General features: G+C 65.1%; 15 protein-coding genes. All 15 read left to right on the top strand.

Features of this window, described 5'->3' with window-relative positions:
• Positions 1-82 precede the first annotated feature (82 nt).
• The 15 genes from fliF (at position 83) to fliR (ending at position 15,107) form a co-directional block, all read left to right on the top strand.
• A complete protein-coding gene (gene fliF, locus E4K65_RS20720) occupies positions 83-1,711 on the top strand; it encodes a flagellar basal-body MS-ring/collar protein FliF (protein ID WP_167770979.1) in 1,629 nt (542 codons plus the stop codon).
• Positions 1,708-2,409: a hypothetical protein gene (locus E4K65_RS20715; RefSeq protein WP_135175738.1), complete on the top strand. Its 702-nt coding sequence runs from the start codon at positions 1,708-1,710 to the stop codon at positions 2,407-2,409. The genes fliF and E4K65_RS20715 overlap by 4 nt, the downstream gene beginning before the upstream one ends.
• A gap of 6 nt (positions 2,410-2,415) precedes the next feature.
• Positions 2,416-3,741 (top strand): MotB family protein, encoded by a 1,326-nt coding sequence (locus E4K65_RS20710; protein WP_135175737.1) that lies wholly within the window; start codon positions 2,416-2,418, stop codon positions 3,739-3,741.
• A complete protein-coding gene (locus E4K65_RS20705) occupies positions 3,738-4,931 on the top strand; it encodes a chemotaxis protein (protein ID WP_135175736.1) in 1,194 nt (397 codons plus the stop codon). Before E4K65_RS20710 ends, E4K65_RS20705 begins: the two co-directional genes overlap by 4 nt.
• Positions 4,928-6,259: a flagellar hook-length control protein FliK gene (fliK, locus tag E4K65_RS20700; RefSeq protein WP_135175735.1), complete on the top strand. Its 1,332-nt coding sequence runs from the start codon at positions 4,928-4,930 to the stop codon at positions 6,257-6,259. Before E4K65_RS20705 ends, fliK begins: the two co-directional genes overlap by 4 nt.
• Positions 6,210-6,791 carry a transglycosylase SLT domain-containing protein gene (locus tag E4K65_RS20695; RefSeq protein ID WP_135175734.1) on the top strand — a complete coding sequence of 194 codons (582 nt, stop codon included), beginning with the start codon at positions 6,210-6,212 and terminating at the stop codon, positions 6,789-6,791. The genes fliK and E4K65_RS20695 overlap by 50 nt, the downstream gene beginning before the upstream one ends.
• Before the next feature lie 90 nt (positions 6,792-6,881).
• Positions 6,882-8,114, top strand: a complete 1,233-nt coding sequence (locus tag E4K65_RS20690) for a flagellar hook protein FlgE (RefSeq protein ID WP_135175733.1) — start codon at positions 6,882-6,884, stop codon at positions 8,112-8,114.
• Between the two features lie 34 nt (positions 8,115-8,148).
• Positions 8,149-9,627 (top strand): flagellar hook-associated protein FlgK, encoded by a 1,479-nt coding sequence (gene flgK, locus E4K65_RS20685; RefSeq protein WP_135175732.1) that lies wholly within the window; start codon positions 8,149-8,151, stop codon positions 9,625-9,627.
• 3 nt (positions 9,628-9,630) lie between these two features.
• Positions 9,631-10,677: a flagellar hook-associated family protein gene (locus E4K65_RS20680; RefSeq protein ID WP_135175731.1), complete on the top strand. Its 1,047-nt coding sequence runs from the start codon at positions 9,631-9,633 to the stop codon at positions 10,675-10,677.
• 67 nt (positions 10,678-10,744) lie between these two features.
• On the top strand, positions 10,745-11,089 hold the full coding sequence (gene flaF, locus E4K65_RS20675) for a flagellar biosynthesis regulator FlaF (protein ID WP_167770978.1): 345 nt from the start codon (positions 10,745-10,747) through the stop codon (positions 11,087-11,089).
• Positions 11,089-11,499: a flagellar biosynthesis repressor FlbT gene (flbT, locus tag E4K65_RS20670; protein WP_011089592.1), complete on the top strand. Its 411-nt coding sequence runs from the start codon at positions 11,089-11,091 to the stop codon at positions 11,497-11,499. The genes flaF and flbT overlap by 1 nt, the downstream gene beginning before the upstream one ends.
• A gap of 15 nt (positions 11,500-11,514) precedes the next feature.
• Positions 11,515-11,937, top strand: a complete 423-nt coding sequence (gene flgD, locus E4K65_RS20665; protein WP_027546129.1) for a flagellar hook assembly protein FlgD — start codon at positions 11,515-11,517, stop codon at positions 11,935-11,937.
• The gene (gene fliQ, locus E4K65_RS20660) at positions 11,934-12,200 is read left to right on the top strand and encodes a flagellar biosynthesis protein FliQ (RefSeq protein ID WP_008130649.1); all 267 of its coding nucleotides are present in this window, start codon (positions 11,934-11,936) and stop codon (positions 12,198-12,200) included. The genes flgD and fliQ overlap by 4 nt, the downstream gene beginning before the upstream one ends.
• A 76-nt stretch (positions 12,201-12,276) precedes the next feature.
• Positions 12,277-14,358 carry a flagellar biosynthesis protein FlhA gene (gene flhA / locus E4K65_RS20655; RefSeq protein WP_135175730.1) on the top strand — a complete coding sequence of 694 codons (2,082 nt, stop codon included), beginning with the start codon at positions 12,277-12,279 and terminating at the stop codon, positions 14,356-14,358.
• Positions 14,355-15,107 (top strand): flagellar biosynthesis protein FliR, encoded by a 753-nt coding sequence (fliR, locus tag E4K65_RS20650; RefSeq protein WP_135175729.1) that lies wholly within the window; start codon positions 14,355-14,357, stop codon positions 15,105-15,107. The genes flhA and fliR overlap by 4 nt, the downstream gene beginning before the upstream one ends.
• The last annotated feature ends 5 nt before the right edge of the window (positions 15,108-15,112 follow it).

Raw genomic sequence — 15,112 nt, 5'->3', positions numbered from 1 at the left:
CCGACACATTCGTGTTCCTGCGCAACCTTCAGACAAGGTTGGCAGCGGAGTGTCCCATATGTTCGCATTGGTACGAGGTCACATGCTGTTCAGTCGTGCGCAGATACAGCAACTGCTCAACAATCTGCTGGAGCTTGGGCCGCGACGCCTGATGGCCCTGGGATTGATCGGCTTTGCCGTTCTCGTCACCGTCGTCGGCGGCGCCTATTATCTGAGCCGGCCTGAATTCGAGACACTCTATACCGGCCTTTCCCGCGAAGATGTGACGCGCATGGGCGCTGCCCTGCGCGAGCAGAATATTGCCTTCGACGTCAATACGGCCGGAGACGCCGTCTCGGTGCGCCCGAGCCAGACGATGCAGGCGCGGATGCTGCTCGCCGAGAAGGGGCTGCCGACCAGCGCCAATTCCGGCTACGAGCTGTTCGACAAGATCGGCTCGCTCGGCCTGACCTCGTTCATGCAGGAAGTCACGAAACTGCGCGCACTCGAAGGCGAGATCGCGCGCACGGTCCAGCTGATGAAGGGCGTGAAGGCGGCGCGGGTGCATATCGTGATGCCGGTGCGCGGCTCGTTCCGCGCGACGCAACAGCCGCCCTCGGCGTCGGTCGTGCTACGCACTGACGGCGCGATCGAGGCGCGCACGGCGCAGTCGATCCGCCATCTCGTCGCGGCCGCCATCCCCGGCATGAGCCGCGACAAGGTGACGGTGCTGGATGCCGACGGCTCGATGCTGCTGGCCGAAGAGGACGAGGCCACCGCTGCGCCGACCAAGATGGCGAGCCTCCAGAAGACGGTCGGCGGGATGGTGCAGGAGAACATCCGCAAGGCGCTGACGCCGTATCTGGGTCTCGACAATTTCGAGGTGAGCGTCGCGCCGCAGCTCTCCACCGACAAGCGGCAGACCAACGAGACCGTCTACGATCCGGAGAGCCGCGCCGAGCGTTCCGTGCGGAACGTGCGCGAAAAGGAGTCGTCGCAGAACGCGGACCGCTCGACGCCGACCACGGTGCAGCAGAACCTTCCCGATCAGCAGGTGAACGGCGGCGGCAGCAAGAACTCGAGCGAGGACAAGACCCGTCGCGAGGACGTCACCAATTTCGAGGTGTCGTCCAAGACCACCACGACGGTAAGCGACGGCTATCTGGTCAAGAAGCTCTTCATCGCCGTGCTGGTCAACCGCGCGCGCCTTGTCGCCGATCTCGGCGACAAGAGCAACCAGGCCATCGTCGACAGCAAGCTCGCCGAGATCAGCCAGCTCGCGGCGACCGCCGGCGGACTGGACAAGCAGCGCGGCGACCAGATCCAGGTCACGGCCGTCGACTTCATCGAAGGCTCGCGCGAACTGGCGCCGGTGCCGCCGATCAGCTTCGTCGAGATGATCAACAAGCAGCTCGGCAGTGTCATCAACGCGGTGACGATCCTGGCCGTGGCGTCGATGCTGGTCTGGTTCGGCCTTCGCCCCGCGGTCAACGGCATCCTGACCCACCGCGCGGCGCAGGCGCAGACCGAGGCGGCGGAGGCCGCTGAGCTTGAAGCTGCCACAGCCCTTGCATTGGCCGAGAGTCAGGACCCCGAGCTCAACCTCGTCGAGGACCTCGAAGGCAAGATGCAGCGCACGCCGCAGAAGCGGCTGGAGCAGATCGTCCGGCTTGACCAGGCCCAGGCAGCAGCGATCCTTAAAGACTGGATGCGACGCGAGGAGGCGGCATGAACGCGGCAATCGGAAAACTCCTGACGCAGTTCGACGCGAACGGCCGGGTCAAGTCACCGCCGCCGCCTCCGCCGCCCAAGATCCAGGACGTGCTGACCAGGCCGAAGGAGGTCCGGCGCGAGCCGCAACCTCAACCGCAGCCTCAGGCTCATTCGCAGCCGCAGTTTCAATCGCCGCCTCCGGCGCCCGCGACGGAAGCCCCCCCGGTCAATCTCCTGGACGATGCCTACCGGCGCGGCCATGCCGCCGGCGTTGCGGAAGGCGATGCCAGGGTTGCCGAGGAACGCGTGCGCAGCGCGATCCGGCTCGGCGAGGAGCGGGCCAAATGGTCCGACCAGCAGGCGGTCACGATCGTGAGCGGCTTCGAGGCGGCTTGCCGCGAGATCGAGACCAACATTGCGAGCTCCGTTGCCCGAATATTGCTTCCGTTCCTCGCCGATGCGGTCCGCGACAAGGCGATCGGGTCGCTGGTCGAGCAAATCGCGGCGCTGACCGGCAACTCGCCGGTGCCGGTGTTCAAGATCACCGGCCCGAGCGAACTGCTTGACCTGGTGAAGACGCAGCTCGAGACGGCCCGGCGAACGGGCATCGAGTACGAGGCCGCCGAGACTTTCGAGGTTCGCGTCGTCGCCGACCAGACCGTGATCGAGACGAAGATCGCGGCCTGGAGCGAGCGCCTGAACGAGGCACGCCGGTAGCCCGCCATGGAGGAGGTCAAGCAAGAGCTCGTGATCGTCCGCCGGCGCAGCGCGTTCGCCGAGGAGGCGCATCACGGTGGCGTATGGAAGATCGCCTATGCGGACTTCATGACCGCGATGATGGCGTTCTTCCTGGTCATGTGGCTGCTCAACGCGCTCAACCAGGACCAGAAGCAGGTGGTCGCGAGCTATTTCAATCCGATCAAGCTTGCGGAGAACGCACCCGCCCCGAAGGGCCTCAAGGATCTCTCCAAAAAGGAACCGACCTCGTTCGAGGGCCAGGACGGCAAGCGTCAGCCGGCCGGGCCGAACGAAGAACGTCGCGGAGACTCGCCGACGGCGGAGAAGCCTGCCTCCTTCGAAGAGAAGGTTCTGTTCCGCGATCCCTATGCGACGCTTGCCGAGATCGCCAATAGCGCGAACCAGGCCTCGGGCCAGCGCCGCGCCGGCGCGCTGACGTCCGCGGAAGAGGATGGCCTCAAGGGCGGCGACGCCTACCGCGATCCCTTTGATCCCGGCTATTGGAAACTGGCGCCGCAGGCGTCGAAGGATTCGGATCGCTTCATCGAGAGCGAGCCCAAGCCGAATGCGTCCGCGCGCGACAACGCGGCCGGGACGGGCCAGGGCGAGCCGCAGGCGCGCCGTGCCAAGGCGGATGATGCCGGCGGAAGCGTGGCGCCGAACGCCGATGCGTCGTCCGCAAGCCTGTCGCCCCTGCTGCCGCCCGGACCCGCGCCGTCGCAGTCTTCGCGCGAAGGCAGCGCGCAGGCGAACGCGCAGCCGGGTGCTCAGGCCAGTGCCGCTGCGCAAGGGCGTCCCGGCGATACGTCGAAGGATTCCGAACCGCGCGACGCCGCGCAAACGCAGCAGCCGACCGTCAAGCAGCTTCAGTCCGCGATCGCGGATGCGCTGTCGGACATCAAGGCGGGCGCGGGACCGGCGGCCGAGGTGCGTCAGGTCGAGGAAGGTCTGCTGGTCAGCCTAACCGACGATGCGAGCTTCGGCATGTTCGCGGTCGGCTCGGCAGAACCGCGGCCCGAGCTCATCCGCGTGATCGACAAGATCGGGCCGCTGCTGATGAAACGCCAGGGCATGATCATCGTCCGCGGCCACACTGACAATCGGCCGTACAAGTCGGAAACCTACGACAATTGGCGGCTGTCGACGGCACGTGCGCAGATGGCCTATTACATGCTGGTCCGCTCCGGCGTCGATGCGCAGCGGATCGAGCATGTCGAAGGCTACGCCGACCGGCGGCCGAAACTTCCGAACGACCCGGCGGCTGCGCAAAATCGCCGGATCGAGATCCTGATCCGGGAGAAGCGCCCTTGATCAGGCCGCTCCTCCGTGCCGCCCTGCTGGTGCTGCTGCCGTTCGCGGCGGCACGCGCGCTTGCCGATCCGGCGCCGGCTCCGGCGTCGACATCGGGTGAACCCTATGAGCTCGTGCGCGCATTGCAGGCCGTGCAGGACGGCATCGCCAACGGCGACACCGCGGCGCATGGCGGCCACATCGCGCTGATCCGGCAGATCGGCGAGAAATTTCTCGCCGCCGATGCGAGCGTGTGGAGCAACCCGCAGAACAGCCAGGCCGTCGTCATCTACCTGCTCAGCGGCGGCGCTCCGCAACTGGTCCGCAAGCTGCCGCGCGACAAGATGAACGTCGACGGACGGCTGTTCGACGGCGCGCTCGCCTATGTCGAGGGCCGGCAAGAGGAAGCGCGCGAGCTGCTCAAGGACGTCAAGCCCAGGACGATTCCGTCGGGTCTGGGCGGACAGGTCGCGCTGGTCCAGGGCGCGCTGTTTGCACGCACCGAGGCCTCGCTCGCGATCGAGCGTCTGGACGACGCGCGCCTGCTCCTGCCCGGCACGCTGGTGGAGGAGGCGGCGCTGCGGCGCGAGATCCTGCTGGTCGGGCAGGCCGAGGATTTCGACAAGTTCGAGTTCCTGACGCTGGCCTATATCCGCCACTACCGCAACTCGGTCTATGCCGGCGATTTCTGGCAGCGCTTCTCCACGGGCCTGACGCAATCGAGCCTCGCTCTCGACGAGCGTCGCTTTGCGCGGATCGTCACCATGCTGGAGCAGATCGATCGCAGTAGCCGCCTCAAGCTTTATCTCGTGATCGCGCGCAGTGCGATGGTGCGTGGACGGATGGCCGTGACCCGGCTTGCCGGCGAGCGGGCGCTGACGCTCAGCGCCGACGCTTCGGCGGAGCGCGAGCGTGCGCATTTCTTCCGTGGCGCCTCGCGGGTGCTCACCGACGAATATGACGGCGGTCTCGCCGAGCTGAAGGCGCTCGACCGGTCGAAGCTGCCCGAGCGCGACGTTCCCCTGCTGAATGCAACGGTCCAGCTCGCGCTCGATGTTCGCAAACCGTTCGCGGGCGGATCTGCCGCCACCGCCGACAAGCCTCCGGTCACGCCGGCGCGTCTCGATCTCGCCTCATCGAACGCGGCTCTCGCGCGTGCGCGGAAGGAGCTCGGCGAACTCGAACTTCTCACCAGGGATCGCCGCCCATGACCAAGCTCAGCGGAACCGCCGGACATTTTTCGGGGCTCGCCGAGAGCCTCAATATGCGCGGGACGTCGCGCGCGGCGAAGAGCGCCGGGGCAAAATCGCATGCGGATTCGTCGTTCAACGATCTGCTCCACACCGTCTCGAACCTGGCCAAGCGGGCGCTCAAAGACGAAGGCGGCGATACGACCGTGAAGGCCGGAACGCTGCGCACGCACCTCGCGCATCCGGCCGGAAAGGACGAGGCGATAAACGAACGCACCGAGGCGGCCGACGACGCCCAGTCCAGTCACAAGTCGTCCGACCAGGACACCGACGAGTCGTCGGAGACGCAAGGTCCGGTCGACCAGGCCGCGAAGGCGGACGTTTCGAGCCGGCCGAGCATTCCCGCGATCGTCGGACAGGAGCTCGCCGCCGTGCCGGCCGTGAAGCTGCAGGTGCCGTCACCGGCTGGGGACAGGAAGGACGCGCCCGCGCGCGACGAGCGCTCCTCCACGACGAAGGGCGAGGTTCAGGCGACGGGCATGGCGAAGGTCGCCATCGCCGACTCCGCGCCGCCCCCTGCCGGTTCGACAGGCGCGCGCTCACAGGCCGCGGCTTCGCAGGTGGCGGCCGCCGCGCCGCAGGGCAACGAGAGTTCGTCAAAAGCAATGCCCGCGACGCCGGGCTTCGAGGCCGTCACGGCCAATGTCGAACGCGCCGTCAAGGCTTCGACCCGGGACGCTTTGCCCGAGGCGACCAAGGTCACCGTGGTCCAGCAGGAGACCCATCTGCCCCCGGCGCAGTTCAACGCGCCGCAACAGGTCGCCAACGCGGTGGTTACCGAGCTGAAGGAATCCTCGGCGCCGGCGGCGTCCGCAGCCCCCGATCTCGCGACGTCCCAGACCAATGCGCCGGACCAGCCGCTCAAGATCCTGACCGTCAGCCTCGAGCCGCCGTCGCTCGGCAATGTCACCGTGCGCCTCCGCCTCGTCGGCTCGGAGGTCTCCATCCATCTCGCGGCCGAACGCAAGGACACCAGCCAGATGCTGGACCAGCAGCGCGACTCGATCCGCGAGCTGATGCAGTCGGCCGGCTACGTCGCCGACGTCGCGCCCGTCCAGCACGGCTCGCTGGACGGATTCCAGAGCGGCTCCGGCCAGTCGCAGCCGCAGTTCTCGGGCCAGCAACAGCCCTCGCCACAGTCGCAAGGCACGTTCGACGGCGCCGGCACGTCGTCGGGACAATCGGACGGCGATGCGAGACAGGCCCGGCAGGAGCGCCAGTCCAACCAGGAGACGCGTCATGACCAGGACGTGGCGCCGCAGATTCGTCGCGGCCCTGTTTATCTGTAACGCCGGCGCCGCCGAGGCGGCCGCCGACGGCGCGCGCCCCTGCGAGCGCGAGATGGCGCGTGCGTCCCAGCAGCACGGGATTCCGCTCGGCATTCTCTATGCGGTCGGCCTCACCGAGACCGGACGGCGCGGTTCGCTCCACCCTTACGCGCTCGGCGCCGACGGCCAGACCGTGTTCGCCAACGACATGAACGACGCGATCGCGAATTTCGAGGCGATGCGCAGCAAGGGCATCAAGCTGATCGACCTCGGCTGCATGCAGATCAACCACTATTATCACGGCGACAAGTTCGCTTCGGTGCGCGCGATGTTCGACCCCGCGAAGAACGTCGACTACGCCGCACGCTTCCTGAAGGAACTGAAGCAGCGCGAGGGCAGCTGGACCATGGCGGTCGCCCGCTACAACGCAGGCCCGAACAACCAGCCGGCGCAGAAGCGCTATGTCTGTCACATCGTGGCTCACCTCGTCTCGAGCGGCTTCGGCGCGTGGACCGACAAGGCGCGATCCTTCTGTCAGCCGAAGACAACCTGACAACAGGAAGTTGTGCATGGTTCCCGATCATCAGCCCCGCGCAAGCAAGAACCCTCATTGTAACTGCAACCTACCAAAGGAGCCCAATCCATGAGCCTGTATGGTGTTATGCGCACCGGCGTTTCCGGCATGTCTGCGCAGTCCAACAAGCTGTCGACGGTCTCGGACAACATCGCGAACGTCAACACGACCGGCTACAAGCGGGCTTCCACCGAATTCTCCTCGCTGATCCTGAAGAGCGGATCGGGCAATTACGATTCCGGCGCCGTCGAGACGACCGTTCGCTACGCCATCAGCGACCAGGGACATACGCAGTTCACCACGTCGACCACGGACCTCCGCGTCCAGGGCAACGGCTTCTTCGTGGTGTCGAACGCCAACAATACGCAGCAGTTTCTGACGCGAGCCGGCTCGTTCGTGCCGGACGCCCAGGGCAATCTGGTCAACGCGGCCGGCTTCTACCTTCTGGGACAGCCCGGCCTCGTGACCAATTTCTCGCAGAACAGCCTCTCGGGAATGCAGATCGTGAACGTCGCGCAGGTCTCGCAGGTGCCCGTGCCGTCGACGGCGGGAACGCTCACGACCGGCAATCTGGATCCGAAGGCGGCTGTCATTGCCGGCCCGCCGGGTCCGGCGTCATATTCATCGAAAAGCTCGATCGTGGCCTACAACAATATCGGCCAGGCCGTTACGCTCGACGTGTATATGTCCCACACCGCGACGGCTGCCGGCTCGGACACCTGGCAGGTGCAGCTCTATAACTCCGCGACCGGTGCCTCACTCGCTGCCGCAACCACCTTCACCTTCGATACCACGGCGGTCGGAAAAGGTGCGCTGGCCGCCGCGAGCCCGACGGGTCTCACCGTAACCGTCCCCGGCGGCGCGGCGCTCACCATGAACCTGTCGAACATGACGCAGGTCGGCACCGACTTCAGCTTCAAGGCCACCGTCAACGGCAGCGTCCCCTCGGCCATCGACAAGGTCAATGTCGACGACGCGGGTCACGTGACAGCCACCCTCAAGAACGGGCAGCAGCTGACGCTCTCTACGATCATGCTCGCCGACGTCGCGAGCCCGGACAATCTGACGCCGGAGCCGGGCAACGTCTATTCGACCAACATGAATTCAGGCAATGCGCAGGTCGCGAATGCCGGCACCGGCGGGCTCGGTACGGTCCAGTCCAGCGCCCTGGAAGATTCCAACGTCGATCTCGCGGACGAACTCACCGGGATGATCGAGGCGCAGCGCGGCTTCACTGCGAACTCGAAAACGTTCCAGACCGGCTCCGACCTTCTGGACGTCGTCGTCAACCTGAAGCGCTGAATCCTCAAGCGCTCATCCTGGGCCAGAGCAAATCATGTCCCTTACCGCCGCTCTCGACTCCGCCCGCGCTTCGCTCATGGCGTCGGGTATCCAGTCCTCGACCATCTCGCGCAACATTGCCGGTGCCAGCGCAACCGGCTATTCGCGCAAGATTGCCGTGCTGGACAACCTCCCCGGGGCCGGCGTCTATGTGGCGGCGATCCAGCGCGCCGCCAGCTCGGGTCTCTACAACAACGTCTTGGTCGCGACCTCGTCGTCGGCCAAGCAGAACGCGATCTATGACGGGCTCCAGAAGATCGCATCTGCCACGGTGGACGATACGGAGCTCGACCAGTCGCCGACGGCGCAGCTCAATGCGCTGAAGAAGGCGCTGCAGCAGTATGCCAACGCCCCGGACAACACCACGCTGGCGCAGGCGGCGGTCACGTCCGCCAAGGACATGGCGACCGCGCTCAATCAGGCGACCCAGACCGTGCAGTCGGTTCGTGAGGGCGCGGATGCCGACATGAAAACGTCGGTTCAAAACATCAATCAGCTGCTCACCCAGTTCCAGACCGTGAACACCGAGATCATGAAGGGCACGGTCTCCGGCGACGACATCACCGACTATCTCGATCAGCGCGACAACATTGTCTCGCAGCTGTCGCAGGAACTCGGCGTCACCATGTCGCTCCGACCTAACGGCGACGCGGCGCTCTACACCGACAGCGGCGTCGTGCTGTTCGACAAGTCGGCGCGAACGGTGAGCTTCACCGCGACCAACGTCTATACGCCCGGCACCACGGGCAACGCGGTCTATATCGACGGTGTGCCGGTGACCGGCGCCAATTCCGTGATGCCGCTGAAGTCGGGCAAGCTCGCGGGCCTCGCCCAGTTGCGCGACAATGATACGGTCACATACCAGAGCCAGCTCGACGAAGTCGCGCGCGGTTTGATCAATGCGTTCAAGGAAAGCGACCAGTCGCCCGTCCCGACCCTGGCCGACAGGCCCGGCCTGTTCACATATCCCGGCGCGCCGGCGATGCCAGCGAGTGCGACGGTATCGGTCGGCCTCGCCGGCTCGATTACGGTCGCCGCCTCCGTCGATCCGGCCTTGGGCGGAAACCCGAACCTGCTGCGCGACGGCGCGATCAGCGGCAACCCGGCTTATCGATACAACACCGCCGGCAACGCCGGCTACTCGGTCCGGCTACAGCAGCTCATCGGCAACATGGATGCGTCGCAGCCGTTCGATGCAACCACGCAAGGCAAGCCGAGTGGCAGCTTGATCGACTTCGCGTCGTCGTCGACGAGCTGGATCGAAAACCAGCGCAAGACCGCGGACTCCAACGTCAGCTACCAGAAAACGCTGCTCGACCGCAGCACCGCGGCGCTGTCCAACGTCAGCGGCGTCAACATGGACGACGAGATGTCCTTGATGCTTCAGGTCGAGCGCACCTATTCGGCCTCGTCGAAGATCATCTCGACCGTCGACGAAATGTTGCAGAGCCTGCTGGCCGCCGTGGGGAATTAAGCCATGATGAGCGCGAACTACATCTCGACCTTGATGCTGTCTTCGTCGTTGAGGTCCTCGATCACGAACAACCAGGCCGCGCTGAGCAAGGCGTCGAAGGAGGCGACCACCAGCCGTTTCGCCGATGTTGGCCTCGAGCTTGGTGCCACGACGGGAAGCGACCTCACCCTGCGGGCGGACTGGGGCTTCGCCGATCAGCTCGTCGATACCAACGAGCTCGTCTCGGGACGCCTCGACACGACGCAAACCCGGATCACCCAGCTCGGCAAGACCGCAACGGACTTCCTCAAGGATCTGATCGCGGCCCGCAGTACCGACGGCGGCGGGCGGATCATTCTGCCGCCTGCGTCCTCCAACCTCCAGGATCTGATCGGCGCGCTGAACGTCTCGTACAACGGCTCGTATCTTTTCTCGGGCATCAACACGCAGAACACGCCGGTCACGACCTACGCCGCGGGCTCGGCCAGCAAGAACCAGGTCGACGCCGACTTCCTTGCGGCCTTCGGCTTCTCGCAATCGTCAGCGAGCGTCAGCAGCATTACCGCGACCCAAATGCAGACCTTTCTCAACACCACCTTCGATGCCGAGTTCGCGAGCCCGGCCTGGAACACCAACTGGTCATCGGCCACCGACCAGGTCATGCAAAGCCGTATTTCCACGACCGAGATCGCCGATACGTCCGTTAGCGCCAACCAGATCGGCTTCCGCAGGCTCGCCGAGGCCTACACCATGATGGCGGATCTCGGGAACGCGAAACTGAGCCAAGAGACGTTCCAGGTCGTCGTTGACAAGGCCATCGGCCTCGTTGGCAACGCCATTACGGATCTTGCTACGCTCGGCGGCAGCGTCGGTACGGTCCAGCAGCGCATCACCTCCGCAAACGACAAGCTCAAGGCGCAGCAGGACATTCTCAACAATCAGATCGTCGGCATGGAGAAGGTCGATCCGGCGGAAGCCGCGGTCCGGGTCAACACCTTGCAGACCCAGATCCAGACGGCGCTGGCGCTGACCTCGCAGCTCCAGAAGATCAGCCTCATCAACTATCTCTGAGCCACGTTCATTTGCAAGGTTCGCACCCTTTGTCTTGTTATCCAGTTTCCTGCGCAGAGTGGTCCTGATGACGTTTGAAGCCTATGAAGCGGTCGTTGACGAGAGCGGCTATGAGGCCAGAGGCCGCGAGCGACAGGCGCTCAGCCTCGGCATCGACCGGCTCGAGCGGATCCAGAAAGGGCGCTTCAGTTTCGAGGATCTGGTCGAGAGCCTGCTCTATGTGCGCCGGCTGTGGACGATCTTCATCGAGGATCTCGCGCACCCGGAAAACGGACTCCCGGACAAGCTGCGCGCCGACATCATTTCGATCGGCTTGTGGGTCGTCAAGGAGGCGGATCGCCTTCGCGAAGAGAGGTCGGGCGACGTGACGCAGCTCATCGAAATCAACCGCCTGATCCGAGACGCTCTTTAATGAAGATCTCCTTGCGGGCGGGCGAACGGATCTACATCAACGGCGCGGTGCTGCGCGTGGACCGCAAGGTCTCCGTCGAGCTCGTCAACGACGTGATGTTTCTGCTCGAAGGGCAGATCATGCAGGCCTCCGACGCCACCACGGCGATGCGGCAGCTCTATTTCATCGTCCAGCTCATGCTGATGAACCCGACCGATGTCCGCGATGCCTCGGCGCTCTACGGCCAGCACCACGCGGCCCTGGTTGCGGTGTGCGAAAGCCGCGAGATGCTGGACGGGCTTGTCGCGATCGACGAGCTGGTCGGGGCAACCCGTTACTTCGAAGCGCTCAAGCGGATCCGGGCGCTGTTCCCGGTGGAGCAGGCCATCCTGGCCGGCGTCGCCACCGACATCCCATTCGAGGCTGCCTGACAGCGGAGAGGCTAGATGAACGTTACCAGCGCGACCGACAGCACCAGCAAGTCGTCCAGTTCGACCAGCTCCACGACGTCCACGTCGAGCAACAGCGTCGACTACAATACCTTTCTTCAGCTTCTCGTCGCCGAGATGAAGAACCAGGATCCGACCAATCCGATGGATACCTCGCAATATATGAGCCAGTTCGCCCAGCTCTCGACGGTCGAGCAGGCCATGCAGACCAACACCAAGCTGGATGCGCTGCTGTCTTCGCAATCGCTGTCGCAGGCCGACGGGCTGATCGGAAAAACCGTCAGCTTCACCGACTCGACCGGTGCGACCTTCTCAGGCAAGGTCAAGTCGGTCTCCATCAACAGCGACGGCTCCGTCGCGACCCTCGAGAACGGCACGAAAGTCGCGATCGGGCCCGGGCTCACGATCAGCCAGTCATGAACGAGCGGGACGCCCTCGACATCGTCCAGGCGGCGATCTGGACCATCATCGTCGCCTCCGGGCCTGCCGTCGGGGCGGCGATGCTGGTCGGCACCATCATTGCACTGATCCAGGCGTTGACCCAGATCCAGGAGGTGACGCTGACCTTCGTTCCGAAGATCATCGTCATTCTGGTGGTCGTCGCCATCTCCGGCTCCTTCATCGGCGCACATCTCTCCACCTTCACCGAGATGGTCTATTCGCATATCGAGCGCGGCTTCTGAGCCGCGAGGCCTCGGCCACCACCCTCGCGTAAGCTTTGCGCGGCAGATTACCGGGCGGACCCTCTGCCGGTGACCCATGGCCGATACGTTAGCTGCTAGCCTGCCAAACCCGCGACGACTCGGGGCGGATGCCTTTTTTGCAGGCGGCATCGTGGCCATGCTCACGATCCTGTTCCTGCCGATCCCGCCGATCCTGATCGATCTCGGCCTCGCCTTCTCGATCGCGCTGTCGGCGTTGATCCTGATGGTCGCGCTGTGGATCCAGCGGCCGCTCGACTTCTCCGCCTTCCCGACCGTGCTGCTGATCGCAACGATCCTGCGGCTGGCGCTGAACGTCGCGACCACCCGCCTGATCCTGTCACGCGGCGGCGAGGGCGAGCAGGCCGCGGGCCATGTCGTCGCCGGCTTCTCGAAATTCGTCATGGGCGGCGACTTCGTCATCGGCCTGATCATCTTCGCGATCCTGGTCACGGTGAATTTCGTCGTGATCACCAAGGGCGCGACCCGTATCGCGGAAGTCGGCGCCCGCTTCACCCTGGACGCCATTCCCGGCAAGCAGATGGCGATCGACGCGGACCTGTCCGCGGGCCTGATCGACGACAAGGAAGCTCAGCGCCGGCGCCGCGAGCTCGAAGAGGAGAGCGCATTCTTCGGCGCCATGGACGGTGCGTCGAAATTCGTCCGCGGCGATGCCATCGCCGGCCTGATCATCACCGCGATCAACATCTTCGGCGGCATCATCATCGGCGTCACCCATCACGGCCTGACGCTGTCGCGCGCCGCCGACGTCTATACGAAGCTCTCCGTCGGCGACGGTCTGGTGTCGCAGATGCCGGCGCTGATCGTGTCGCTGTCGGCGGGCCTGCTGGTCTCCAAGGGCGGCACCAGGGGCTCGGCGGAGCAGGCCGTGCTGCGGCAGCTCAGCGGCTATCCGCGCGCCGTGTCGGCCGCCGCATTGATGATGTTCGTGCTCGCCTTCATGCCGGGGCTGCCGATGGCGCCGTTCGTGCTGCTCGGCGGCGTCATGGCCTTCGTCGGTTACACGCTGCCCAGGCGGCAGGCGGCGCGGGAGCGGAAAGAGGACGCGCGCAAGGCCGACGAACGCACCCAGGCCGAGGCCAAGGAATCCGTCAAGGAATCGCTCAAGACCGCGGAGATCGAGCTGGCGCTCGGCGGCCACCTTTCGGTCCATCTGTTGGGCTCGCGCACCGAGCTTGCCCATCGCGTGGCCAAGATCCGCAAGAAGTTCGCCAAGCAGTACGGCTTCGTCGTTCCCGAGATCAAGCTCACCGACAATCTGTCGATCGATCCCAAGGGATACCAGATCCGGATCCACGACACCCGCGTCGCGCATGGCGAGCTCAGGCTCGGCGAGGTGCTGGTGCTGGTCGACAAGGACGGCAAGCCCGACGTGCCCGGCGAGGAGGTGATCGAACCCGCCTTCGGCATGAAGGCGCTGTGGGTGACGGAAGCCTTCACCGACGAAGTCAGGCGGCAGGGCTGCAAGCCGGTCGACAATCTGTCGGTGCTGCTCACGCATCTGAGCGAGGTGATCAGGGCGAACCTCGCCCAGCTCCTGTCCTACAAGGACATGCGCGCGCTGCTCGACCGGCTCGATCCCGAATACAAGCGCCTGATCGAGGATCTCTGCCCGTCACAGATCTCCTATTCGGGCCTGCTGTCGATCCTGAAGATCCTGCTGGCCGAGCGCGTGTCGATCCGTAATCTCCATCTGATCCTGGAGGCGATCGCCGAGATCGCGCCCCATGTGCGGCGCTCCGAACAGGTCGCAGAACATGTCCGCACGCGTCTTGCCCAGCAGATCTGTGGTGACCTCTCCGACAACGGCGTGCTCAACGTGGTCCGCCTCGGCAATCGCTGGGATCTCGCCTTCCACCAGAGCCTGAAGCGCGACCCCAAGGGCGACGTCGTCGAATTCGACGCCGATCCGCGCCTGATCGAGCAGTTCGCGACGGACGCCAGCGCCGCGATCCGCAAGTTCACCGAGAACGGCACCAGCGTGGTGCTGGCGGTGACCCCGGAAGCCCGACCCTATGTCCGGATGATCCTGGAGCGGGTGTTCCCGACACTGCCGGTCCTGTCGCATGTGGAGGTTGCGCGCAGCGCCGAGATCAGGGCGCTCGGAGCCATATCGTGATCAGCAGCCTCGCCGACAGCGTGCTGGTGACGTTCATCGTGTTCTGCCGAATCGGCGCCTGCCTGATGTTCGTGCCCGGCTATTCCAGCGTCAACGTTCCGGCCCAGGTCCGCCTGTTCATCGCGCTCGTCACGACGTTTGCATTGACGCCGATCCTGATCGCGGTCCTGAAGCCTCTGACGGACAACGCGGCGCCGCTGACGCTGGCGCTCCTGATCGGCTCCGAGATCCTGGTCGGCAGCGTCATCGGCCTCGGCGGGCGCGTGTTCTTCCTCGCGCTTCAGACCATGGCGACCGTGATGGCCAGTGCGATCGGGCTGAGCAACATCCCGGGCACTCCGATCGCCGACACCGATCCGGCGCCGGCCCTGGTGCCGCTGATCATGGCGTCCGTCACCACGCTGTTCTTCATGACCGACCAGCACTGGCAGGTGCTGCGCGGGCTGATGAACTCCTACGACGTTTGGCATCCCGGCGACAGGCTCGGCGGCAGCATGGCGCTCGACCAGCTCGTCGGCCGCCTGTCGGAGGCGTTCGTGCTGACACTGCGGATCACGAGCCCCTTCATCGTCTATTCGGTCATCGTCAACCTGGCGGTCGGCCTGATCAACAAGCTGACGCCGGCGATTCCCGTCTACTTCATCTCCGTGCCTTTCGTGCTGTTCGGCGGCTTCCTGCTGCTCTATCTCACCAGCGACGAGCTCTTGACGCAATTCATGCTCGGCGTCTCGTCCTGGCTGGCGGAATGACCATC

Origin of the sequence: Bradyrhizobium niftali (genome assembly GCF_004571025.1) — a bacterium.
Classification (GTDB): domain Bacteria; phylum Pseudomonadota; class Alphaproteobacteria; order Rhizobiales; family Xanthobacteraceae; genus Bradyrhizobium; species Bradyrhizobium niftali.
This window is presented reverse-complemented; position numbering and strand designations above follow the sequence as displayed.